Origin of the sequence: Peribacillus frigoritolerans (assembly GCF_001636405.1) — a bacterium.
GTDB lineage: Bacteria > Bacillota > Bacilli > Bacillales > DSM-1321 > Peribacillus > Peribacillus frigoritolerans.
On record NZ_KV440950.1, the window covers coordinates 3,658,685 to 3,681,542 of the forward strand.

The 22,858-nt window shown below is 39.3% G+C and carries 22 protein-coding genes and 2 pseudogenes; 9 read left to right on the forward strand and 15 right to left on the reverse strand.

From position 1 onward, the window contains the following. Positions 1 to 31: 31 nt before the first annotated feature. Positions 32 to 946, forward strand: a complete 915-nt coding sequence (locus A6755_RS17390) for an aminoglycoside phosphotransferase family protein (protein ID WP_034312956.1) — start codon at positions 32 to 34, stop codon at positions 944 to 946. A 213-nt stretch (positions 947 to 1,159) separates the two neighbouring features. Then, the gene (locus tag A6755_RS26245) at positions 1,160 to 1,393 is read left to right on the forward strand and encodes a CotD family spore coat protein (protein ID WP_237752174.1); all 234 of its coding nucleotides are present in this window, start codon (positions 1,160 to 1,162) and stop codon (positions 1,391 to 1,393) included. A gap of 66 nt (positions 1,394 to 1,459) precedes the next feature. On the opposite strand, the gene A6755_RS17395 is transcribed toward A6755_RS26245, so the two are convergent. The 3 genes from A6755_RS17395 to A6755_RS28305 form a co-directional block, all read right to left on the reverse strand. Further along, the gene (locus A6755_RS17395; RefSeq protein WP_034312959.1) at positions 1,460 to 1,921 is read right to left on the reverse strand and encodes a GNAT family N-acetyltransferase; all 462 of its coding nucleotides are present in this window, start codon (positions 1,919 to 1,921) and stop codon (positions 1,460 to 1,462) included. 862 nt (positions 1,922 to 2,783) lie between these two features. Then, a complete protein-coding gene (locus A6755_RS17400) occupies positions 2,784 to 2,927 on the reverse strand; it encodes a DUF3956 family protein (RefSeq protein ID WP_063591473.1) in 144 nt (47 codons plus the stop codon). Positions 2,928 to 3,683: 756 nt separating this feature from the next. Further along, positions 3,684 to 3,908: a hypothetical protein gene (locus A6755_RS28305; RefSeq protein ID WP_084737875.1), complete on the reverse strand. Its 225-nt coding sequence runs from the start codon at positions 3,906 to 3,908 to the stop codon at positions 3,684 to 3,686. A gap of 226 nt (positions 3,909 to 4,134) precedes the next feature. On the opposite strand from A6755_RS28305, the gene A6755_RS17405 reads away from it, so the two are divergent. Then, positions 4,135 to 4,464 carry a DMT family transporter gene (locus A6755_RS17405; protein WP_084737878.1) on the forward strand — a complete coding sequence of 110 codons (330 nt, stop codon included), beginning with the start codon at positions 4,135 to 4,137 and terminating at the stop codon, positions 4,462 to 4,464. A gap of 25 nt (positions 4,465 to 4,489) precedes the next feature. Next, the gene (locus A6755_RS17410) at positions 4,490 to 4,837 is read left to right on the forward strand and encodes a DMT family transporter (RefSeq protein WP_057276133.1); all 348 of its coding nucleotides are present in this window, start codon (positions 4,490 to 4,492) and stop codon (positions 4,835 to 4,837) included. Positions 4,838 to 4,884: 47 nt separating this feature from the next. Here A6755_RS17410 and treR read toward each other — a convergent pair whose 3' ends face one another. The 3 genes from treR to treP all read right to left on the reverse strand — a co-directional run bounded on the left by treR (position 4,885) and on the right by treP (position 8,833). Then, complete coding sequence (gene treR, locus A6755_RS17415; RefSeq protein ID WP_063591474.1) at positions 4,885 to 5,598, reverse strand: trehalose operon repressor; 714 nt, start codon at positions 5,596 to 5,598, stop codon at positions 4,885 to 4,887. 31 nt (positions 5,599 to 5,629) lie between these two features. After that, a complete protein-coding gene (gene treC, locus A6755_RS17420) occupies positions 5,630 to 7,300 on the reverse strand; it encodes an alpha,alpha-phosphotrehalase (protein ID WP_063591475.1) in 1,671 nt (556 codons plus the stop codon). A gap of 81 nt (positions 7,301 to 7,381) precedes the next feature. Further along, positions 7,382 to 8,833 (reverse strand): PTS system trehalose-specific EIIBC component, encoded by a 1,452-nt coding sequence (gene treP, locus A6755_RS17425; RefSeq protein ID WP_034312977.1) that lies wholly within the window; start codon positions 8,831 to 8,833, stop codon positions 7,382 to 7,384. A gap of 316 nt (positions 8,834 to 9,149) precedes the next feature. Here treP and A6755_RS17430 point away from each other — a divergent pair, with 316 nt between their 5' ends. Together A6755_RS17430 and A6755_RS17435 are read left to right on the forward strand one after the other, a co-directional pair. Then, positions 9,150 to 9,734 carry a CGNR zinc finger domain-containing protein gene (locus A6755_RS17430; protein WP_063591476.1) on the forward strand — a complete coding sequence of 195 codons (585 nt, stop codon included), beginning with the start codon at positions 9,150 to 9,152 and terminating at the stop codon, positions 9,732 to 9,734. Between the two features lie 267 nt (positions 9,735 to 10,001). Next, positions 10,002 to 10,555, forward strand: a pseudogene (locus tag A6755_RS17435) (HPP family protein). Between the two features lie 154 nt (positions 10,556 to 10,709). Here A6755_RS17435 and A6755_RS17440 read toward each other — a convergent pair. After that, a complete protein-coding gene (locus tag A6755_RS17440) occupies positions 10,710 to 11,819 on the reverse strand; it encodes a DNA alkylation repair protein (protein WP_063591477.1) in 1,110 nt (369 codons plus the stop codon). Positions 11,820 to 11,914: 95 nt separating this feature from the next. Between A6755_RS17440 and A6755_RS28310 the strand changes: the two are divergent. Beyond that, positions 11,915 to 12,000, forward strand: a pseudogene (locus A6755_RS28310) (IS6 family transposase); the annotation flags it as partial. Positions 12,001 to 12,335: 335 nt separating this feature from the next. On the opposite strand, the gene A6755_RS17445 reads toward A6755_RS28310, so the two are convergent. The 5 genes from A6755_RS17445 to A6755_RS17465 form a co-directional block, all read right to left on the reverse strand. Further along, complete coding sequence (locus A6755_RS17445; RefSeq protein ID WP_063591478.1) at positions 12,336 to 13,130, reverse strand: XdhC family protein; 795 nt, start codon at positions 13,128 to 13,130, stop codon at positions 12,336 to 12,338. A 28-nt stretch (positions 13,131 to 13,158) separates the two neighbouring features. Beyond that, positions 13,159 to 14,025 (reverse strand): FAD binding domain-containing protein, encoded by an 867-nt coding sequence (locus A6755_RS17450; RefSeq protein WP_063591479.1) that lies wholly within the window; start codon positions 14,023 to 14,025, stop codon positions 13,159 to 13,161. Continuing rightward, on the reverse strand, positions 14,022 to 14,486 hold the full coding sequence (locus tag A6755_RS17455; RefSeq protein WP_034312987.1) for a (2Fe-2S)-binding protein: 465 nt from the start codon (positions 14,484 to 14,486) through the stop codon (positions 14,022 to 14,024). The genes A6755_RS17450 and A6755_RS17455 overlap by 4 nt, the downstream gene beginning before the upstream one ends. Further along, entirely contained in the window at positions 14,483 to 16,642 is a 2,160-nt protein-coding gene (locus A6755_RS17460; RefSeq protein ID WP_063591480.1) for a xanthine dehydrogenase family protein molybdopterin-binding subunit, read from the reverse strand. Before A6755_RS17460 ends, A6755_RS17455 begins: the two co-directional genes overlap by 4 nt. A 135-nt stretch (positions 16,643 to 16,777) precedes the next feature. Next, positions 16,778 to 17,377, reverse strand: coding sequence for a nucleotidyltransferase family protein (locus A6755_RS17465; protein ID WP_048685921.1), 600 nt, complete (start codon positions 17,375 to 17,377; stop codon positions 16,778 to 16,780). Between the two features lie 826 nt (positions 17,378 to 18,203). Here A6755_RS17465 and ftsZ point away from each other — a divergent pair. Next, a complete protein-coding gene (gene ftsZ / locus A6755_RS17470; protein ID WP_063591481.1) occupies positions 18,204 to 19,226 on the forward strand; it encodes a cell division protein FtsZ in 1,023 nt (340 codons plus the stop codon). Positions 19,227 to 19,741: 515 nt separating this feature from the next. On the opposite strand, the gene A6755_RS17475 is transcribed toward ftsZ, so the two are convergent. The 3 genes from A6755_RS17475 to A6755_RS17480 all read right to left on the reverse strand — a co-directional run bounded on the left by A6755_RS17475 (position 19,742) and on the right by A6755_RS17480 (position 21,692). After that, positions 19,742 to 20,644, reverse strand: coding sequence for an aldo/keto reductase (locus A6755_RS17475; protein WP_063591482.1), 903 nt, complete (start codon positions 20,642 to 20,644; stop codon positions 19,742 to 19,744). A gap of 271 nt (positions 20,645 to 20,915) precedes the next feature. Then, positions 20,916 to 21,107 carry a PTS sugar transporter subunit IIA gene (locus A6755_RS26255; RefSeq protein ID WP_084737881.1) on the reverse strand — a complete coding sequence of 64 codons (192 nt, stop codon included), beginning with the start codon at positions 21,105 to 21,107 and terminating at the stop codon, positions 20,916 to 20,918. A 165-nt stretch (positions 21,108 to 21,272) separates the two neighbouring features. Beyond that, positions 21,273 to 21,692 carry a VOC family protein gene (locus tag A6755_RS17480; protein WP_034313006.1) on the reverse strand — a complete coding sequence of 140 codons (420 nt, stop codon included), beginning with the start codon at positions 21,690 to 21,692 and terminating at the stop codon, positions 21,273 to 21,275. 208 nt (positions 21,693 to 21,900) lie between these two features. Here A6755_RS17480 and A6755_RS17485 point away from each other — a divergent pair, with 208 nt between their 5' ends. After that, a complete protein-coding gene (locus A6755_RS17485) occupies positions 21,901 to 22,248 on the forward strand; it encodes a potassium channel family protein (protein ID WP_063591483.1) in 348 nt (115 codons plus the stop codon). Positions 22,249 to 22,858: the final 610 nt, after the last annotated feature.

A 22,858-nucleotide genomic window follows, 5' to 3' on the forward strand; every position in this document is an offset into this window, starting at 1 on the left:
CATTGTAGGGATTCTAAAAGGAGAGATAAGTATGATAAATGAATATGATAAGTTTGAACAATTAGTTAAAAAGTTGGATCAAGGAAACAAGCTAATTCGCGCATGGGAATTAATGGGCGGAATTTCTGCAAATGTGACAGGACTGGAAATATTACAATCGTCAGGGCGGATCGTAAAAATGATCGTTCGTCAGCATGGTGATAATGACTTGAAACGGAATCCACATATTGCTTCATATGAACACAAGCTCTTAGGGATATTGAAAGCTGCCGGTTTGCCTGTACCAATGCCCTATTACTTTGAGCAATCCTGCGAGATATTTTCCAAGCCATGCATACTTATCGAGTTTATTGAGGGTAAGTCAGAATTCACCCCCTCAAATCTTAATGATCATATCTTGCAATCGGCAATCAATCTAGCAAAAATCCATCGTGTTAATTGTGCAGATTTATCTTTATCATTTATGCCTAAACTGGAAAATACATATGTAGAAATGTTAAATAATAAAGATAGGGTAATCCTGGACGAAACATTAAATTTGAGCTTGATTAGAGATCTGCTGAAATCCTCCATGCCGCTACCCTCCATGAATAAGGAAGTGATCCTTCATGGTGATTATTGGCCAGGAAATATATTATGGAAAGAGGATAAACTAGTTTCCATAATAGATTGGGAAGACTCAGGTTTAGGGGACCCTTTGACTGACCTTGCCAATAGTCAACTCGAAATTTTATATCATTTTGGAATGCAAGCGATGAATGATTTCACCATACAATATAAATCCATGATGCCAGAGGTGAATTTTACAAACCTACCCTTCTGGCAATTATTTGCCGCATTCCGGTTATCTACATTTCCCGAATGGGGCTTGGAAAAAAGCAAGGAAAATAACTGGCGGAAAAGACACGAGTCATTTGTTCGTGCAGCGATTAAGCGAATTCGGTAAATTAATGTTTATTCATTTTTTTTGAAAATGATTGAAGGATCTGATACGCCCGTAATAAATGATAAAGGCATTTATACCAGTCCCTTTATCATTTATTTTCATAAACTAATAATGACTTTCAAAAAAATCCCAGGAGGTGTTTACATGTATAATAAGCCCTGGGGGCATCCGAAAGGCGGTCAATGTCCACCACAATATTGCCCACCTCACAGAATGCCCACTCAATATAGTCCATCTCAAACCTCCCCGACCAAGCAATATGTTAAAACCAATGTCATTAACACTGTTATTCCGGTTTTTCACCCGACACATACAACAACCGTGAATAAACACTTCAACACCTATATACCGCAAACCCGAAGTATCGTAAAAGAGTGTTATTCACAAAGTTTTGTTTGCGGAGTTCCTCAACCCCCCAGTTATTCGAGGCGAATGTTAAGATATTAATTAAAAAAACCCCGAATCGGGGTTTTTATTAATTCCTTCAACCTCTTGAATTGAGTTACAAAGGATTTACAACTGTCTGAATGCAAACTCCCTATACTTTTTAAAATTTTGTTTCTTATAAAACTCTTTTGCTGCCATGTTTTCAAACCAATAATCCAGTTCTATTAAATCTATATCATTCTTTTTAGCAATATCATAGACCTCATTCATTAGTTTTTTACCGTAACCTTTATGGGTTTGACCTTCAACGATACTAAGCTGATGCACATATACTGATTTATACTCATTTTTAAAAGCACTTTCAGGATAGTTTTTAATTTCAATCCATGCGTAACCAATTGGCACTTCATGATCTTTTAAAACTAGAAAAACAAAATTATCATTTTCAACCAAATTTTTAAAAGTTTCTTTCATTGCATTATAATTATATTCCTTAAAATACTTAGGATATAGTTTTGCATGCAGATTGTGAACATTTCGATTTAATTTTGCAATTACTTCATGATCCCTGGATTGACTTACATACATAATTATCCCCCCTGCCTATACTATATTACAATCAAGCAACGTCCACATTCCAAAAGTACACTCCTAGCCACTATCTGATAAATTCATTCCAAAACATCAGTTCCACCAAACCTATTTTAGTTACTACTTCAAACGCTCGCTTCGCCACCACAAGCTGCTGGCAATGGATCACAGACAACTTGCCTAAATGAAGGAACATTAATCTTATAAAAGCAGATGGAGCTTCTGATGAAACGCTTACGGCTTATCCGAAAGCCAAACTTGCCTGCCGCTGGCTTTCTTAACGCAATCTATGAATTGTACTTATTATAAGGAATCCCATTTTCATAGGATAACGTTAGCCAAGTGAAAAAGGTAGCGGAAACGGTTAATGAGCGAAAAAATATTACCGAGAGAATCTTCTTAATGTCCTTGCATATGTAATAGTTGAATATGTGTGTTCAAGCACGATAAAACGCAATCCTTCCTTCTTGAAAGCGGGATAAGGATCATGAGCTTTACCACTTAATAGCGCGACCCTTTCCTTCCTGCACGGTTTGATTTTGCACAAATACGTGTTATGAAGGGTTGCTAGTACACTCTAAAAGTGGTTACCTATTTCGCACTAGAGAACATTGTTTAAACGCCAATATGGATGATATTCCGTTGATATTTTCACAGTTGGGTACCTTAAAACAGCCATATAATCATGCCGGATTAACCAAAGACTTTTGTTTAGCTTTGATTTAAGGGTCTTTAGTTGAATAAGCAGTAAAAAGGGGTCTTCATAAAGAAGACCCCTTTTCACTTGCCGATAACATCTGATTATATTAGCTAAAGAGTATGCACTATATTGGGATACCCAAAATAGTGGGAAAATGGTTTATTCGCCGCAGACTGGGAATCCTAAACCTATTAAAGTTGTTGCTAATATAGATGAAATACGGATTCTAAGTGTAGCTACGTCATCAATTTCAGTGACTAAAAAGAATTGACCATTAACTTCTAAGATACAAGTTGATTGCATTCTTTTTTCCCCCTTACTATAAAAAGATATGATAGTATATGAAAGATATATGAAAGTGAAATAGTTTAATAGTTGATTTTAATAGGGGATAATCATTTGATTTCGATGTTAATTGCCTTAGGGGATTGCTTTTGTAGGTTAAAAGTGCAGGGATACTGAAAAAACACATGAAGCGCAACTGCTTCCGGGAAAACTTCAGCTTGATCCCTTTGCGTTTAGTAGTTGAGCTTCCTCTTAAAGGAGTATCTGCTAGTATATGAAATTTTAGCAGTTGGATGCACAATTCCACTTCTTGCGCCAATAAGTGAAACCTCCCCGTTCTTAGGAAAAACAATTGGCGGTCAAGGTTTCCTTCTTGGAGCGTCCCTAACTGGACATAGGAGAAATACATCCTACTACAAACCAATAGTGAGTATTTTGCTATTGTTGGATCACATGAATATTATATATTCTACCGAGGTATATCTTAAAATAAACCATGTCTTTACAGAGGTTCTTCAGACTGTCGATAGGTTTTTCCATTCAATTGATGGACGGATGTATCTGGCTGGATGAAAGGTTCTACTTTTACCTTCGAAATCAAGTGCCGGCCTTACACCAAGAATGAAGACCTTTTTTCTATCACTATGAATATAATGGGTCCAGGATTTTACTGGATCTCTTTTTCTTGGTGATTGAACGTTACCATATCTTCCACCTGAAGTAATAGGCTGTTGCGGTTCCCCCCCCCATTATTCGTTTCTTAGGCTTTGTTCCTCAGTATGTTCTCACTGATGATATAAGATGACGATAGGAGGAATTTTCGCTTGGCTCGATTAAGACAGGTCTCATTGGACCGCCAAAACTTAGCTTTACCTCGTTTTCTTTTATCGACTTTAAGGCATCCAATAAAAAACTTCCATCAAGTGATACACTTAACCTCGTCTCACCGCTGATTGAATTGATGCTTAGCGTTTCTTCTAAATTTCCCCTAATTTCGATGAATTAGAAGATATCCTTAATTTACTATTATCAAGGATTTCAGTCGGAGGAAGCCGCTTATTTTATAACTTTCATTCTAATATTGGCGTAACTGGAAATTTTCTTCCATGACAGAAAATATGTAACTGAATATAGGTGGTATGGGTTTAATATGAGTCCTTTAGATGTTAAGATTCTTTGGGGAAGAGATTGAAAAATAGTAATCAATATATAGGAGGAGTTCATCTTGAATCCTTATGCATTTTTGGCAATTGCCATCCTAAGTGAAGTGTTTGGCAGTTCGATGTTAAAAGTATCAAACGGGTTTAAAAAGTTATTCCCTTCCATTGGTGTGGTTATTGGGATGGGTTTGGCTTTTTATTGCCTATCGTTATCTCTAATAACCATCCCGCTTGGAACGGCTTATGCCATTTGGTCGGGAATAGGCACAGCTTTAACTGCTTTAGTGGGAGTTATCGTTTATAAAGAAAGCTTTAACCTGAAAAAATTTTTAGGTTTAGTCCTGATCATTGGCGGAGTGGTTGTATTGAAACTCTCTAGTGAAGGCACTTCTTAACAATTTAGTAATCGGAGGTAACAATATGAAAGGATACATAGCTTTAGGAATTTCAATCATAAGCGAAGTTTTTGGTACGACCATGCTTAAGCTGTCTGAAGGCTTCACTCATTTATCCGCTACATTTGGGGTTATGATAGGGTTTGGTATAGCATTTTATAGTTTATCTGTATGTCTTAAAACAATTCCGTTAAGCTTAGCTTACGCCATTTGGTCAGGAATAGGCACAGCTTTAACAGCATTGATTGGCGTGCTTTTATGGAATGAGCCATTTAGTATCACTACATTAGGCGGCTTAGTATTGATAATTGGCGGAGTGGTTTTACTAAATGCTTCCCATACCTCCAAACAAGCGGAAGGAGAATCAAACTAAGTTTGACTCTCCTCCTCTCCCCGCTCATTTAAAAATATCAGTAGACTTCACCAAGTTCTCCGTGCAAAGTCCGTGAACTTGAATTTATCGGGTCTATGCCTGGATTCGCTATACTGAAACAAGCTTCCATCGATTAAATGGACCGTACTTTTCACAACTGCCACCATATCGAAGTCTTCAATGTCCAATAATTGTTTATCTTCTTCACTACATGGCTCCACGGTAATTTCCTTATTTGAAAAACCAATCTGGAGCCCGAGTTCCTTTTCGATATATCGATAAATTGAATCCTCACAAATTTCCTTTGTCAGGTTGCTTACGAACTCGCTTTTGAAATAGTCTTTGTCCAGGATGATTTTCTTCCCATTGATTTGCCGAATCCGGAAAACCTTCCATACTTCACCATCACCAGTTAAGTCTAGAAGCTTGGCCATATTTGAGTCGGGGGTCTCAAGCTCCAACTTATGAACGATCGTCTTGGAATGCAAATTCAACTTTTCCACCATTTCTTTATAGGAAATCAACCCTGCCACAGGAAAATTAAATTTGCTGAAATCCAAGACAAATGAACCCTTGCCTTTGATTTTATGGATATATCCATTTTGTTCAAGCAACTGTAAGGACTTTCTCACCGTATCCCTGGATATGTCATATTCTTCCATGAAGCTGCTTTCGGAAGGAAGCTTTGAATTTATCGGAAAGGTTCCCTCTTCAATTTTTGAAACGATATCACCATATAGCGATAGATATTTGCTGTTCATTTCATCACCACAATATATTTTTCTTAGTCTGCTACTCGTCCTTTTTCAACAAATAGACAACCGATTCATAGGGACGGAGGATAAAATCACCTGCAAGTTCTTTCGAATCGATATAGTTTGAGAGCAGGAGCTCTGAGTTGTACCCGGATAGGTCAATATCATTTGGTATTTCGAAGGAAGCTTCTTTTGCATAAAAGTTATTGATGACCAAAAGTTTCTCGTTTTCATAACTGCGTATATAAGCGAACAAAGCGTCATGGTCGCCAAGAATTTCCTGATAGTCCCCATATGCAATGATATCATGTTTCTTGCGTAAGAATATAAGTTTTTGGTAATGATGAAAAATGGAATCTTGATCCATCAGTGCGTGTTCAGCGTTGATGTTTTTAGCATGATCAGGCACCGCAATCCATGGAGTCCCTTTTGTAAAGCCTGCATGCTCCGTATTTTCCCATTGCATGGGAGTTCGCGAGTTATCACGGGATTTAGCTTGAAGGATTTCAATTATTTCCTTTTCATCCTTGCCTGCCTCTTTTAAAATATTATAATAATTAATCGATTCAACATCCCGGTATTGTCCAATATCATTGAACTTCGGGTTGGTCATCCCTATTTCCTCCCCTTGATAAATATAAGGGGTTCCCCTAAGCATATGAATGGCTGTTGCCAGCATCTTGGCAGATTCGTTATGATACTCTTGATCATTCCCGAACCTGGATACAATCCTCGGCTGGTCATGGTTGCACCAGAACAGGGCATTCCACCCATTTCCTTCTTGCATCCCATATTGCCAGCTGCTTAAGATTTCCTTTAACTGCCTGAAGTCAAAATCTGCAAGTGACCACTTTTCCCCGTTCTTATAATCCACCTTTAAATGATGGAAACTGAATACCATGGACAGCTCCTTTTCAACAGGAGCTGAATATTTGATGCAATGGTCAATGGTCGTCGATGACATTTCCCCTACTGTCAGCACCTCTTCATCCTTCCCGAAAGTTTCTTCATTCATTTCTTTGAGGAATTGATGAATCTTGGGACCGTCTGTATAAAAACATCGGCCATCTCCATCTTTGTCATTTTCATAGATGTCAGGTTTCGAAATAAGATTGATGACATCCAAACGGAATCCTTTGACACCTTTATTCATCCAGAAGTTTACTACATTGAAGATCTCCCGCCTTACTCTGGGATTTTCCCAGTTTAGATCAGCTTGTGTCCGATCGAACAAGTGAAGGAAGTATTCATCATGTTCCGCTACATATTCCCATGCAGGGCCCCCGAATTTCGAAATCCAATTGGTAGGGGGCTCTCCATCTTTAGATTTCTTGAAAATATAATAGTCCTTATATTCTTTATCTCCAGCCAATGCTTTTTGGAACCATTCATGCTTTGTTGATGTATGGTTGAATACCATATCAAGCATGATTTGGATATCCCGCGAATTCGCTTCTTTCACCAATCTTTCGAAATCATCCATCGTCCCAAAAACAGGATCAATGGATGTATAATCGGCTACATCATATCCATTATCATTTTGCGGTGAACGATAAAAAGGGGTGAGCCAAATATAATCCACTCCCAGTTTATTCAGATAATCAAGTTTTTCAATAACACCATTTATGTCCCCGATGCCGTCACCGTTCGAATCCTTAAATGATTTCGGATAAATTTGATAGATGGTACTTTTTTTAAAATCCTTCATTGTGATTCCTCCTCTTCGATCCCCGCTGTATCTTTCGTAAGTATCGTAAAAAAGAGGGAGAATGCTCCTCCCTCCGCGTTATCAAGCATTTAATTTCGTTGTTTTCGTTCTAGTTTTCAAGTTCATTTTAGGACGTTTGGAGAATGCTATCGTCAAAATGAACGGCACAACGAAAGCAACCAGCATCGCGAGTGCAAACATCCCCATATGCTGCGGCTGGATGGATAGGATACCTGGGATCCCTCCAACACCGATTGAGTTTGCCATCACTCCAGACCCGACTGAAACGATGCCTGCAAAAAGTGAACCGATCATACCGGCTAAGAACGGAAAGCCGTATTTCAAGTTAATGCCGAACATGGCTGGCTCGGTAACACCGAGATAACAAGAAATCGTGGCAGGTATGGATACTTGCCTTTCCTCCTGGTCCTTTCTGTTAATGTAAATCATTGCTAGCACTGCCGTACCTTGTGCAATATTGGATAACGCGATCATCGGCCATAGGTTCGTACCGCCAAGTTCACTCATAAGCTGAAGATCGATTGCGTTTGTCATGTGATGCAGGCCTGTGATGACAAGCGGTGCATAGGCAAAGCCGAAAACGGCAGCAAATAGCCAGCCAACTGATGATGTCAATCCGGAATACACAACCGTAGAAATGACAGAACCGATTTTCCAGCCTATAGGCCCCAGAATGGTATGGGCAATGATTACAGTTGGAAGTAACGCGAAAAATGGAACGACGATCATGGAAATGGAATTGTGAACTTTATCTCTCAAGAACCGTTCTAAATACGCCAAAACGAACCCTGCAAGTATCGCTGGTATGACTTGAGCCTGGTAGCCGATCATATCGACCTGGGCAAAACCGAAATCCCAAAAAGGTATATCACTTGCCTTTGTGTTTGCCACTGCATATGCATTAAGAAGCTGTGGGGAAACCAGGGTCAAACCAAGGACGATGCCGAGAATTTGAGTCGTGCCCATTTTCTTCGAGATCGACCATGTAATCCCAACAGGAAGAAAATGAAAAATAGCTTCACCTATAAGCCAAAGGAAGGCGTGTACCCCTCCCCAAAATTGTGAAATATCCACAAGGGTCTTTGTGCTGTCATCGAACATTTTAATATCCCCGATGATATTGCGGAATCCAAGAATGAGTCCGCCAACGACTATGGCAGGAATCAGCGGGGTGAAAATATCCGCAAGATGAGCAATCATACGCTGCAGCCAGCTCATATTCTGTTTTGCTGCATTTTTCACATCTTCTTTTGATGCTTCCTGAAGTCCAGCTATGGAAACGAATTCATTATAAAACGATGATACTTCGTTCCCGATAATGACCTGAAACTGGCCAGCTTGTGTAAAAGTTCCTTTCACAAGCTTAATCGATTCGATATTCGTTACATCCGCCTTGGCGGGATCTTTCAACGCAAAACGCATTCTTGTTGCACAATGCGTAACCGTCGCAATATTTTCTTTCCCTCCGACATGTTGGAGCAAATCAGTTGCTGGTTCTGTGTATTTACCCATTTCACTACTTCCTTTCCCTAGAAAGCAAAATATAGTTGTTTTTATAACCTGTACGTATAGGTTCTGTATACGCTTTCATATTATCCTGTACGTACAGGATATGTCAAGAACTTTTTCCCCCACTTTAAAAGAATTGATTATCATGGACTTTCATTTACGATTCTGTTCTTGCACATTTGGATTTTGATAGCATTCATATTATCCCGTGATTTTAGATGAGTAGCTGAAAAATTCAGAAATAAGGTATAATGAAGATATAACCTCTCAATTTATATTTTAATGGTTAGAATTTAGCAGGGAAATGGGAGATGAACTTATGTCTGAAACTAATAAATTTCCACTTATATCAGGTAATCTTTCTCTGGATTTAGTGAATACGGAGCTGGTCAATCGTGGCCAACGGCAAGACTTATTACTATCAGAACGGGATATGCTGGACTGGCTTATTGTAATAAAAGGGAATAACTCATATTTGGATAATCAGTTATCCCCAATAATTAAAGAGAGAATTCAACGAGTATTTGCAAGCATTCTAGAAATGCGTACTATTTTAAGAAAACAATTTGAATTAATAGCAGATGGGAATTCGATTCCTGATGAGTTTATCGCCTATTTGGAAAAAAAAATCGAAAAATCGCCTTTCACATATAAATTAAGTGATCAAAAACTGGTTCCCATACCTGTTGGAGAAGCGGAAGATATCCTGCAATCTTATATTGCCTTCGACTCATTAACTTTAATTGAAAAAAATAAGCTGTCCTCATTAAAGCGATGCTCGAATGATGATTGCGTCCTGTTATTTATCGATGAAAGCGGAAGACGCAAATGGTGTTCAATGAAAATATGCGGGAATAGGAAAAAGGTAGCCAGATTTCAACACCGGAAATCTGATGATGAATGAAGATACACACCTTATTAAGTTTTGTCAGACAAATTTGAAGTAAGCTTGTTGCCTGCAGTTTATTCATTATAAACGGTTCCAGTTAATTTCTTCACATCCATTTAGGATTTCATAAAACAGTAAAATGATTCGAGATCTGAACCTCCTCTTGTCAACACACATTGAGTTGGCTTTTTTTATGGATTTTTAAACTAACCACTAAAAATTGTTTTGACGGGTTAGTTCATTTCATGTAAAGTCTAATTATATAAAAAGGGAGGGTTCACTTTGGACCGTATTTCAGCCGCGAGGCATAAAGAAAAACGCTTATTTCATATTCGTTATTTATCGAAGATGAAGGGAAAAGGAAGAAGCCCTTTACAAATAAATGTAAAGGACGCAATAACGGGATTGATTGGGGGATTTTTCACTATATTCGCCTTAATTCTCTTACAAAATTAACATCAGCAGTGTGGTTAATGGCTCCATTTGGTGCCAGCTGTGTGCTGGCATTCGGTCTGTGGAACGCACCATTATCACAACCGCGGAATATTATAGGCGGTCATTTTGTTTCAACATTCGTAGGTTTAGCTTCCTATCATTTTTTTGGCGCTGAACCTTGGGCAATCGGCTTGGCTGTCGGATTAGCAATTGCGGTGATGATGCTGACAAAAACGACGCACCCGCCAGCTGGAGCAGACCCGCTTGTAGTCATGCTTGGCCAGTATGGCTGGAGTTATTTATTTACTCCTGTTTTAACTGGTGCCGTGATAATCGTTTTACTGGCATTGTTAATTAATAATTTGCGCAGCAATCGGAGCTATCCAACCTTTTGGATTTGATTGCTTTTTAATGTGTTATGAGATAAAGCATAATTTTTAAATGTTTCAATATCATGAAATAATAAACGAGGAACGCTCAGACTCCTCGTTTTTGTCAACCTTAATTGCTGTATTCCTGTTAATTAAGTTCTCCCTCGCTTTTCAATAACCTTTATCATCCATCATTTAGTTTTACTTGCGTTTCGGCAACTTCCACACCGTTCACAAGGAGTGATATTCGATGGATCCCCATGTAATGTCGACGTGTCGTCAGGTCTTTCCAATTGTGAATCCTCACTCTTTCAACTCCTTCACCATCTGAGAAATCCCTATCTGCCAATAGGAAAATTTTACGGGAAGTTTTCTGATTTGCTTTCACAAAATCGATGGCATACTCGATGCGAAGTTTCACAGTGTTCTTTTCTTGAACTTGAAAACCGAAATGAAGTTCACTCGTTTCCCCAATAAAAATCGAGTCTGGTTCATTTCTAATAAATGCGTTTGTAATGATATTCGGATTATTCAATATATCCGTGTATCCAAATAAAGAAAGGACTTCTGGATCTGCTTGACGAACTAAGGTCCTGCATCCCCGTCGAATAATCCAAATCGTGTTGGGTTCTCCGCTTTCATACCAGCGCTTGGCTGTTTCTATTACGGTTTTCGGATGATCTTTGGCAATATCATTCAAGTTATTGGCCACACTTTTACGAACATATAGGGACGGATCGTTTTTCAGGTTCTCAAGTAATTCCAAGACGGGTGCCGGATCGGATTTGAACATCGGTAAAGCTTGGCCCCAAGGTAACCTGGGCCTGCATCCCTCACTAGCCAGCCTGCGGACATGCTCATCATCATGATTGGTCCATTCCTTCATCTTCCCGATCATTAAAACGGGATCAAGCAATATAAAAGCACGGACTGCAAACTCGGAGGATGACCTTGCTGTAAAACGCTCCAACGCATCTAGCGATAACGGCCAATCTTTCTTATTCAATCCATGTACCTCTACAAAATCAGGGAAAAATAAATATCTAAACCCCTCACAATCCTTATCAAGCCGATACAAAATATCCAAAGCCTCTTGATAATCACTTGGAAGATACATTCCAAGAGTAATGGAAATGTGCCTTATTCGTTCTTTTAACTTCCTCTCGTCCCAATGCTCATCAATTACTTCCCCTATAAACGATTCAGTAGAGAAGGACGGATGGACACCCTTTACTTTTTCACCGAATTCACGAATGAACGTTTCATTATATAAATCCTTTAAAGGCTCAGCCATTTCATTCACTTCTTTTCTTCAGGTTAAATTTGCTTTTGGAAACTTGCACTGCCTATCAGCTATCATTTCAAACTATGTTATGCAGGATACAATCATTAAAAAAAGGACAGCTTACTTTACAGAACAAGTCTGTCCAAAATCAAGTGAAGTTCATTCATCACTATTTGGAATGGCTGCATAATAGCTGATTCTATAGGAATCTATAAACCTCTTTCCAATGGATGTAATCTTTGCACCTGAACCCGTTTCCCATAAGTCCATCTAATATCCCCATACAAAATCCCTCCAGGAGTTTTCCTTTGTGTATAGTATGATAGTAGTAGCATATAAAGTAAAATATTTCATATTAATGAATTAATCAAAACGACAAAAAGCCCACTCTAAGAGCAAGGGCCTGCTTCTAGCTTTTATCAAAGAAAAAGGGTCAGTCCCACTGAATTAATACTTTAACACAGTGGGGACTGACCCCAATTGTCTATTAGATATTTTGATTTTTGCTTTATCTGACCTTTCTACTTATCTATTTAATTGTTTCACTTTTACAGGCTTTTTTTCCTTGCTTAATTTGATGATTTGACCGATAATACTGATGGCAATTTCTTCTGATGTTTCCGAGTCAATTTCCAATCCGATTGGAGAATGGACCTGCTCCAACTGTTCTTGCGTGACCCCTTCACTTTTTAACTTTTCAAATATGCTTATGACCTTGCGTTTACTGGCTACCATCCCAACATATGCAATCGGAAATTGCAGTGCCGTTTTTAATACAATATCATCACAATCTTTTGTAACAATTACCACATATGATTTTTCATTTAGGTTGGCTGCGAGCAAAGCCTTTCCAATATCCTCGTTCACAAAAAGGTTTTTCGCATTCGGAAAGCGTTCCTTTGTACAATAACCAACGCGATCATCGACAATGCAATAAGGATATTCGAGGAAATCAGCGAGCTTTGCCAACGCATGGCCTAAATGACCGGCCCCAGCCAGAATGAGTTCAGGCCTGCTTGTATAGACTTCAATAAAGACCCGTAACGTACCGCCACAATTCATCTGAATTCCGTCTTTTGCATGTTTATTCAATTTATATTCAACGATTTTCGATTGTCCATTTTGGATCGCCTTTACACTATCTTCGATCACATAGTGTTCAGCCAAGCCCCCTCCGACAGTCCCTTCAATGGTACCATCCCGGTAGACAATCATTTTTCCAACATGCCTGGGAGTCGAGCCCTTTGATTCAATAATCATGGCTAAAGCAAAGGTTTCGTTTTGACGCGTCAGCATGGCCACTTTTTCCATCAGCTGCATGAAAAGCTCCCCCCCCTATCTTTAAACATTAATTCGGTTGATATTGCTTCATGCTAAGAAAATAACGTAAAAGATGTAACGCAACGGTTTTTCTGTAAGCCGCAGTTGAGCGTTGATCGTCGATTGGTCTAATGATCTTATCGAAGGCTGCCACAATTTCAGCGATGTCTGCATCGGCTAATGGTATCGTTTTTCCAATCAGCTTCTTCTCAATATCAATGGAACGAACCATCGTGGGTCCGACCGCCCCGAAGGCAAATCGAATGTCATCGATTCGATCTTTACTTATCCGGACGAAACCCGCAAACGATACTTTGGCAATGGTATCTGCGTTGCGGTTGCCGACTTTCTCGAAAACGACATGTGAATCTCCTAATACGAACGGCAGAATAATCTCCGTTACCATTTCATTGTGAAAGCGTTGAACCTGTCGTGGACCCTGAATGAAATCGCTAATCGCAACCATGCGATCACCATTTACGGAGCGCAACAGAAGCTTTGCATTGTATACATATAATAAAGGAAGCATGTCACCGGCTGGAGAGGCGTTGCAAATATTACCGCCTAATGTTCCCCGGTTTCTAATTGCCGGGGCAGCAATTGTTTTAATTGCATTCTTTAAAGCAAACGGAATCAACGGATTTTCAAGTAATTCACTATAGGTGCAGCAGGCCCCGATGTGGAGATCCTTGTGATGTTGATACACCTGCTTTAATTCGGAAAGATGATTAATAAAAACAATCGGTTTAGGGATTTTTGGAGGTACCCCCCTTCTACTTTTGTGAAGAACCATAACATCGGTGCCTCCGGCTATGATTGCACAATCTTCTCTATTCAATTGGCTCAAAGTTTCGTCTAAACGCTCGAAGCGGTACGCTGTTATTTTCTCTATCATAAGCCATCACCTTTTTTAGCTGCTAGGTTAATCGCCTCAACAATCATATTGTAGCCCGTACATCGGCACAGATTTCCGGAGATGCCCTCACGAATTTCAGCTTCTGAAGGATGAGGATTTTCAGATAACAAAGCTGCACTTGCCATAATCATTCCCGGTATGCAATAGCCGCATTGCACTCCCCCGGCTATGGAATAGCTTTCATCTAAAATTTTAAATTGTTCCGTTTCAATGATGCCTTCGATCGTTTGAATATCGGCACCAGCAATCGAGCCAATTGGAATAAGGCAGCTGTTTTGCAGGAGGTTATTCACAAAAACACTGCAGGCTCCGCACTCCCCTTCACCACAGCCTTCCTTTGTTCCGATTAACTCAAACTCATCTCTTAATAAATCTAGTAATCTTGCTGTAGCAGGGGCGTCTGTTTCTACCGTTCTTCCATTTAGTGTGAATTTAATCAACCCTCTTCACCTTCTTTCATCCAAAGACTTTCAATAATGACTTCCGGTGTAATCGGAATTTGCTGAAAAGAAGTGTGCAGGGCATCCTCAATCGCAGCTTGGACTGCTGGAGCGCCTCCGATTAAAGTCAATTCACCTGCGCCCTTCGCCCCGTATGGACCATCAGCATAGGGATTATCAAAGACCTTGCTTTCAATTGAAACGATATCCAATGAAGTCGGCGGTCCATAATCCGATATGCTTTTTTGTTGGATTCTACCTTGTTTTGACGTCATCTTTTCCAGATAACCGTATGCTAGTCCTTGAGCCAAACCACCGTCAATTTGACCTTTCATAATCCGTTCATCGATGACCTTCCCAACTTCATAATTGCCGTATACTTTTTCTAACTTTAAATTACCGGTTAACGTATCAACTTCTACTTCAACGATATTAACGCCCCATGAATAAGCCGGGTAGGCATCTCCAGTGAAGGTTTTCTCGTCCCAAGGAATCATTTCACGGTGAACATAGTGCTCAACCACTTCCTGTTCCACCCCTGTTTGCCACTGATTCTTAAGTTTTTTTGCGGCCCGTTCAAGCAATTTTCCGACAATCATCGTCGTCCTTGAAGCTACGGTCGGACCCGAGTCGGGAACCTCTTTTGTGTCGGGATAAGGGTACAATATATCTTCGAACGGGAGGTTAAGTTCTTTGGCGACAATTTTACACAACGTCGTCAAAATACCTTGTCCCATATCAGAGTTTGAGATTTTTAGTGATACCTGGTCGTCCTTTGATTTAACCAGTTTCACCTTTGCTTTAATATGATCTCTTTCACCACTGCCAGTAAATCCACAGCCGTGGAGGAACAGCGAAGTTCCTATGCCTTTTTTATAGCGCTGATTTTGTTGATTTAAGCGCTGAAAGTCTTCTTTTTTCTTTTTGTATTCTGACACGTTGAGTACGTCCTCAATCATTTCTTCCACTAATATCGGGTCGCGGAATTTACCTTTGGTGATGGTGGGGTCTCCTTGTTTGACGAGGTATTTTCGTTTATATGCAAGCGGGTCGATTTTTGCCAGTTTACTAAGATGTCCTATATGACTTTCGATTCCAGCAAAGCTTTGAGGAGCACCAAAGCCTCTGAAGGCGCCGTTCGGAACGGTATTGGTTTTTAAGACATAGCCTTTTGCATGAAAATGCGGAATTTTATAAACACCAGCACTGTTTAATAATGCGCGCTGCAGCACGACAGAGCTCAATCCAACATTTGCCCCTCCATCGAGAAAGATGTCAACATACATGCTTAGAATATTTCCTTCCTTATCAAGGGCCGTCCGATATTTGAGTTTGGCCGGATGCCTTTTCGTCGTTACCAGCATATCCTCAGAACGGTCGAACACGAGCATTACCGATTTTTTTACTGCTCTTGCGGCAACGGCTACGTGACAAGCCATCATAGAAGGATAATCTTCTTTGCCGCCAAAACCTCCGCCGGTAGGACTTTGAACAACCCTGACTTCATCGTCACCACAGGCTAATGCGCTTAGTAATGCATTTTTTATATAATAAAGACATTGCATCGATCCCTGGACGACAATTTCATCATCCTTATAAACGGCGAGCATTCCTTGCGGCTCAAGATAGACATGCTCCTGATAACCCGTATCATATTCTTCTTCGATGATTTGATGGGCCCCTTGCTCGATAGCTGAAATGTTTTCTAAGCTTTCCCCAAATTCATAGCTTGCCAAAACTAAGGATACTGATTTTTGCTTGATCGCTTCGTCCAATGTATAGATAGCCTGATGTTCTTCAAATTCAACCTTCACTTCATTTAACAAACTGTACAGGATATCCAGGTCTTTGCCCGTGAGCATGAGAATTGGCTCACCAATATAATTGACCCACTCATTGGCAAAAATGGGCTGATCTTCTTTGATAATCTTGACATAATTCGGTCCGGGGATATGCTCTGCTCCAACAGCTTCATACCCATCCGGAAGATTGGGTAATTGAATGGATATGATTTTTCCATAAGCAATTGGCGATCGATACAAAACACCATATACCATATTTTCCACTTTTACGTCACTAATATAGGGCAGCTGGCCCGATACTTTACCTTTATGGTCCTTTTTGGGCACTGAGGTGCTTATGTCTTTGAGATTCATTGCAACAACACCCTTCGACTCATTTTTTTAATTGGACATATTCTGAATAGAAACCTCTTCCAATGATTTTATCAATGAGAATGATCTTTTATGATTCATTTCTATTCAAGATTTTCGTAGTTTTTATTTTTATTTTTACTTCGAGAAATTTAAAGCATTATCATAATCAATGGCTTTTTGGTAATCCTCCGGTGTATCAACATCCATTAATACTCCCGCATCATCTACATTCATGTATTGCTTTTCGTAACCGCCCAGGACCACACGCAAATTACCTTCTGGATTGGTTTCAAGAATTTTCTGTTTCACTACGCTTGATAATTTAATGGGATGGCCGCCTTTATAGTCAAAGCTGGGAATAACCACGTTTCCTTTGTGTTTTGCTAGTAGCTGAACAGTCTCTTTTTTTACAAGCGGACAATCGCCGGGTGTTATAAAGAAGGTTGGGGCATTCACTTCGTTGCAGCCCTTTTGAATGGAATGAAACATTCCCTGGTTAAAGTTTTCATTATAAACAAACTTGATCTGAAATGAATAGGCGTTTTCACTGATGATTTTGACAATTTCTTCTTGGATGATTTCCGCTTGAAATCCAGCTACGACGATGACCCTGCTGCATAAACCTTCAAATTTAGAGATCGTTTGCTCCAACACGCTCATTTGCCCCATCGGCAAAGTCATTTTAAATGCATTCGCTCGGCTGGAATATCCAGCAGCTAGGACGATTGCTTCCATATTTGTCACCTTCTACCTATCATTTTTCTTAAATCTCGTAATAAAATCACAAGCTGAGGAAGGATTTGCTGTATGGACTATTAAGAGAACATAGTGTTTTTTCTTTATATGCGTAAAAGCCTCATAATATTACTTACGGTACGCTTCACCTTAGTTATTTAAGAGGCAAAAAAACAGACAGGATAAATATTTTCCTGTCTGTTTTAGTTTATTCAAAATAAGAATTAGAATCATTTCACCCCTAAATTTTCACAGCATTGAAATTACTTTAGGTTTAAACTATGTTGCCACATACTATATGTGTAGAGTGCAGACGGTAGGAAATATACAAAATAAAGATGAGATGCAGTGGTGCATCTTTGCTATCTATTTTACTTGTTCATGAATTAAAGGTATACAGCACGGTAATTTAACTCAGTTAGTTTCACCTTTTAAAACTCCTAAGATATCATTATCTTTAACCTTATTAGGTTACACACTGTAAATCATTCTAATGAGATGGTCGTGGCCATCTTCATGAATACGTATTTGTTTATAATAATGTATTAATATTGATTTAATAGTGGAATTACCTTAGAATTAAAACAAAGATTACCTTTTTAGGATATCGAACCCACTCACCTTTAGCAAAGAATGGAAGGGTTCAATGAAAGGCATTGTCGGTAGAAGTCTCCTTTACGGGACTGCTACCGACAATGCCTTTTTCTTTAACTAAATCTAAATATAAGAAAGACAAAACATTTCTAATAAAAGAATGAGTGTTGTTTCCGCTATTTATTTGAATAATTTGAAATAAGGTAATTTCAATGACTAGGAGGTCCTATAAATGGAGTTTGTTACAAGTGTAAACTCATCAGTCAACATTAAAGTAATTGGTATTGGCGGCGGAGGAAATAACGCCGTTAACCGTATGATCGAACATGGAGTTAAATGTGTAGAATTTATAGCTGTTAATACAGATGCACAAGCTCTTAATTTATCAAAAGCAGAGATCAAGATACAAATCGGTGCAACATTGACAAAAGGTTTAGGATCAGGGGCAAATCCAGAGGTAGGTAAACAAGCAGTTAAAGAAAGCAAAGAGCAGATCCAAGAAGCATTAAAAGGTACAGACATGGTACTCATTACAGCCGGAATGGGCGGCGGTATAGGAACGGGTGCTGCCCCTGTCATTGCTCAAATCGCCCGTGAGCTTGACATACTAACCATTGGCGTTGTAACACTTCCGTTTGCGTTTGAGGGCAATAAGCGTGCAACACAAGCAGCAGGAGGGATCTCCTTAATGAAGAAAGCAGTGGACACATTAATTGTTATTCCAAACGATCGCTTATTGGAGATTTTACATAAAAATACACCAATGCTTGAAGCATTTCTTGAAGCGGATAATGTTATACGCCAAAGTATCCAAGGTATATCGGATTTAATTGCTGTACCAGGTTTAATCAACATTGATTTTGCAGACGTGAAAACAATCATGTCCAATAAAGGGTCTGCCTTAATAGGCATTGGCAGAGCAACAGGTAAACATCGCGCTGCGGAAGCTGCAAAGAAAGCCATTTCGAGTCCGTTACTTAACACTTCCATCGACGGAGCCCAAGGTGTGCTAATGAAACTCACAGGCGCCAATATAAGTCTATATGAAGTACAAGAGGCAGCAAATATTGTTACTTCCGAGGCCGACTCAGAGTTAAATATGATTTTCGGTTCTGTTATTAATGAAAACTTAAAAGATGAAATTATAGTAATCATCATTGCTACTGGCTTGAATGATCAGGAGGTTCCATCATTGAAAAGGCCTGCGCGCCCTTCATCAACAGAAATGGAAAAACGGCTGTCACACGAGTTTTGATGCAAAATACGATTATTATAATTCACCAAGACCACAATTAGTGAAAGTCAAATAGAAGGTATGGAGCAAGAATTATCTGAAAGTCCAGAAGAAGGGACATAAATAGTTTCTATTAAGCTCCTTTTAACCTTTTCATATCCATAACAAAGGTATGGAACCTGAAAACAGTAATAGATCGGTTTGTTTTCCCGCATTTTATATTAATAGACTGCTTTCTTCCACATATCATATTGAACGGAAATGAATGGTTTGGGAAACATGGGAAAGTGGATTGATATGGATTCCAACAAAATACTTTGAGCCTATTACCCCGATTTCATGTTTTTTCACCTCGAAAATCAAATAATATTTTTATTATATGGCAAAATCTTATTAGCACTTAAAAAAATCCACCAAAAATCATGCTTTGAAAAGTGAAAGTCCATCTCATCTCTGTTTGCAATTTAAGAATGGGGACCTCTTTACGGAGGTCCCCATTAATGAAGGCAAGGTTTCTTGTTCAAAGGTACAATTCATTACGGAATATCATGTCCCATCGATCTAGTAAATATGTTAAACCATTGCTCTTTTTCCATGCTTAAGTTTAGTGAATCAATGGCGCTGTCCAACCGTTCTTTCTTACCGGACCCAACGATTGGAATGATTTTTGCGGGATGCCTCAACAGCCAGGCATACATCACTTCATCTATTCCATTGGCACCGATTTCTTCTTTCACGGTTTCTAACGTTTTTCTTAAATGGACAGCCTTTTCGTTCGATTCCTCAAAGATGCTGCCTCCTGCAAGCGGTGACCATGCCATAGGCGCAACGCCCTTTTCCTGACATAAGTTCAAGGTTCCGTCTTCGAAGTTTTCAAGATTGTATGCCGAAAGCTCCAGCTGATTCGTCACAAGCGGATAGTCTAGATATGATTGGAGCATATCCCATTGCGGTTTTTTGAAGTTCGATACTCCAAAGTTCCGCACCTTTCCTGATTCCTTTAATTGATTAAACGCCTCAGCCGTTTCCGCCGGGTCCATCAGGGGATCCGGACGATGGATAAGTAATATATCAATATAATCCGTTTTAAGATTCATAAGGGATTGTTCAACAGACTTTATGATATGGGTTTTACTAGTATCGTAATGGTGACTTTTATGGGAAGGACGGTTTTCTGATTGAAGAACGATGCCACATTTCGTAACGATCTCCATTTTACCGCGTAATGAAGGCTTTAATGAAAGTGCATTCCCAAAAATCTCCTCACACGTATAGCTTCCATATATATCGGCGTGATCATATGTAGTGACGCCCCGATCCATTCCGTGTTCAATAAGAGATAGGATATCCTCGGCAGAAAATCTCCAATCTGCCAATCTCCACATACCGTGTACAATGCGTGAAAGACTAAGATCTTCAGTTAGATTGACTCTTTGCATGTTTTTCTCCCCTTTTATAAAATGATTGCACTTGCTAATTAGTTGTTTGTTTTTCTATCATGACTACCCTTCGTTAATCAGTGACAGTATCTATTGCTACTGTCATGAACCTAGTATAATTTAAATTTTCGGAGAATCCTAATCTTGAGTGACCCTTATCTGCCATATTCATTTAACTAACGTTCATGAAGGAGGATATCTCCGCCTTCTCGTTGAAGTTCCACGTTATGAACATAAGAAAAAGGCTGCCGCAGCAACCTCCTGAATATTGTTAGTTCTTTTGTGTTTTCTTGTGTAATTCCACGATTTCTTTCGCTAAATCTTTTGTGGTCATGGAAGTCATCATGTGATCGTGAGCATGGATCAAGAGCATTGGAATATCGAATTTCTCACCATTCACTTCCTGTTGAATCAATGCGGTTTGGATTTTATGTGCAGCAACAAACTCATGTTCCGCTTCAATTTTTCCTACAGTTTTTTATGGTTTTTATAATTTGAACGTTGATTTTCACTCCAGGCACTCGCTTATCGTGGGCGGACAGCCATCGGCGCCTTTAAACCTGCGCGGTCTCCCCTAGACATGGAATGAATAAAACTAGAGTATCGAAATGATCTCTAATCATGATTTCTATTCACCATCCCACTGCGGATTCCAAACGACTTCCCAAAGGTGTCCATCAGGGTCTTGAAAGTGTGCAGAGTATCCTCCCCAGAAAGTGTCATGTGCCGGATCGGTTATGGTCGCTCCAGCTTTTTTTGCTTTTTCCAACACAATATCCACTTCCTCTTTACTGCCTACATTGTGACCAAGGGTAAATTCAGTAGGGCTTGCCGGAGACAAAGGAACCTTGGCCTCATGAGCTATATCCCTTCGATTCCATATGGCAAGCTTCAGGCCTTCTTGCAAGTCCAAAAAGGCAACGGCTCCATGCTCAAATTCTTTGCCCACTATTCCTTCTGTTTGAAATCCCAGGCCATCCCGATAGAATTCCAGCGATTTTTCCAAATCATCCACACCTAATGTAATGACAGTAATACGTGGCTTCATGATTGTCCCCCTTCTTACTTCGTTTCTCCTTCTATTGTTTACCAACGCTTCTAGTTCAAACCAGATCAAAATAAACAGGTTTTTTTGTCAATCTAAACTGAATTCCTGTATAGTAGATTGATAAACTGATCAAGCTCGAATATCAGGATTTACTCATTCACTTTACTTTACTTTAAATGTAATGATTCGAAAGGAAAAGCGATTACCAATGATTTCATTTATCCTCACCTTGAAACGTTTTCTAAAAGCGCTCTGGTCCGCTTTTAAACTGAAGAACTTCCAGGTTCTTTTCGTCTTGGTCCTCGTTATGTTATTTTCCGGCACGATTTTCTATGTTAAGCAGGAAGGTCTGACTGTGATTGACTCCCTTTACTTCTGTATTGTTACTCTTAGCACGGTTGGGCATCCCAGCTTTGAACCGCAGACAACATTAGGAAAAGTGTTTACAATGATTTATATTGTAGGCGGCACCGGATTATTTATGGGCTTAATAGGGTACCTAGCATACGCAATCATAAAGAAACCGGAAAACGTGAGCAACAGCAACAAAATCTGAATACAAAGGAATGCTTATAATAATTGGCATTCCTTTTTTATCGTAATACAATCACCCTTCACTACAACTAGTGCTGGTTCTCTGCCGAATAACAGTTGTTTACGTAGGGGCATAAATCCCGCTTTATTTTGGAGAGTCCGTCGAACTTTCATTAACATAGGATGTTAGTGTGACGGCATTCGAGGTGAACAATATATATTTTATTAAAAATAATTATTTTTTTCATAAGTAAAGTACTAGGAAACAATCAAAAAGAATTCAATATTAATTTTCCCAGAGACTATATTGAATGCTAAAAATTAAAAATGGCGGGTAGCTCAAATATCAAGCGTTGCCCGTAAATTTTAAAAGTTCTTGAGCCGTTGACCTACATTATCTTTATGGAATCAAAAAAAATGTCCCCACTCAAAGCAAGTATGGACTTTTCAATGTTTCGCAGTAAAAATAGGTGTAGGGTATCCACGTTATTCTTTTGTATCGATCATTAAAAACAAAAAAGATCCTCTATAAGGGTGGGCTTTGAAAGATGGAGGTACCTTGTGGAGATAATACGGGTAGTTTTATTATCTCCATTCGATTTCTAATTGTTCACCTTACAAAATAAAAAGGG

What these genes read in the sequence shown, in the direction of transcription:
- A6755_RS17445 (WP_063591478.1), bottom strand. Translation starts at nt 13,130, where the DNA reads ATGCAGCTGATGGAAAAAGTGGCCATGCTGACGCGTCAAAACGAAACC.
- A6755_RS17460 (WP_063591480.1), bottom strand. Translation starts at nt 16,642, where the DNA reads ATGAATCTCAAAGACATAAGCACCTCAGTGCCCAAAAAGGACCATAAA.
- A6755_RS17465 (WP_048685921.1), bottom strand. Translation starts at nt 17,377, where the DNA reads ATGGAAGCAATCGTCCTAGCTGCTGGATATTCCAGCCGAGCGAATGCA.
- A6755_RS17410 (WP_057276133.1), top strand. Translation starts at nt 4,490, where the DNA reads ATGAAAGGATACATAGCTTTAGGAATTTCAATCATAAGCGAAGTTTTT.
- A6755_RS26245 (WP_237752174.1), top strand. Translation starts at nt 1,160, where the DNA reads ATGCCCACTCAATATAGTCCATCTCAAACCTCCCCGACCAAGCAATAT.
- A6755_RS17485 (WP_063591483.1), top strand. Translation starts at nt 21,901, where the DNA reads ATGATTTCATTTATCCTCACCTTGAAACGTTTTCTAAAAGCGCTCTGG.
- treC (WP_063591475.1), bottom strand. Translation starts at nt 7,300, where the DNA reads ATGAAGGATTTTAAAAAAAGTACCATCTATCAAATTTATCCGAAATCA.
- treP (WP_034312977.1), bottom strand. Translation starts at nt 8,833, where the DNA reads ATGGGTAAATACACAGAACCAGCAACTGATTTGCTCCAACATGTCGGA.
- A6755_RS17480 (WP_034313006.1), bottom strand. Translation starts at nt 21,692, where the DNA reads ATGAAGCCACGTATTACTGTCATTACATTAGGTGTGGATGATTTGGAA.
- A6755_RS17400 (WP_063591473.1), bottom strand. Translation starts at nt 2,927, where the DNA reads ATGCAATCAACTTGTATCTTAGAAGTTAATGGTCAATTCTTTTTAGTC.
- treR (WP_063591474.1), bottom strand. Translation starts at nt 5,598, where the DNA reads ATGAACAGCAAATATCTATCGCTATATGGTGATATCGTTTCAAAAATT.
- A6755_RS17475 (WP_063591482.1), bottom strand. Translation starts at nt 20,644, where the DNA reads ATGCAAAGAGTCAATCTAACTGAAGATCTTAGTCTTTCACGCATTGTA.
- A6755_RS17450 (WP_063591479.1), bottom strand. Translation starts at nt 14,025, where the DNA reads ATGATAGAGAAAATAACAGCGTACCGCTTCGAGCGTTTAGACGAAACT.
- A6755_RS17430 (WP_063591476.1), top strand. Translation starts at nt 9,150, where the DNA reads ATGTCTGAAACTAATAAATTTCCACTTATATCAGGTAATCTTTCTCTG.
- A6755_RS17440 (WP_063591477.1), bottom strand. Translation starts at nt 11,819, where the DNA reads ATGGCTGAGCCTTTAAAGGATTTATATAATGAAACGTTCATTCGTGAA.
- A6755_RS17390 (WP_034312956.1), top strand. Translation starts at nt 32, where the DNA reads ATGATAAATGAATATGATAAGTTTGAACAATTAGTTAAAAAGTTGGAT.
- ftsZ (WP_063591481.1), top strand. Translation starts at nt 18,204, where the DNA reads ATGGAGTTTGTTACAAGTGTAAACTCATCAGTCAACATTAAAGTAATT.
- A6755_RS17395 (WP_034312959.1), bottom strand. Translation starts at nt 1,921, where the DNA reads ATGTATGTAAGTCAATCCAGGGATCATGAAGTAATTGCAAAATTAAAT.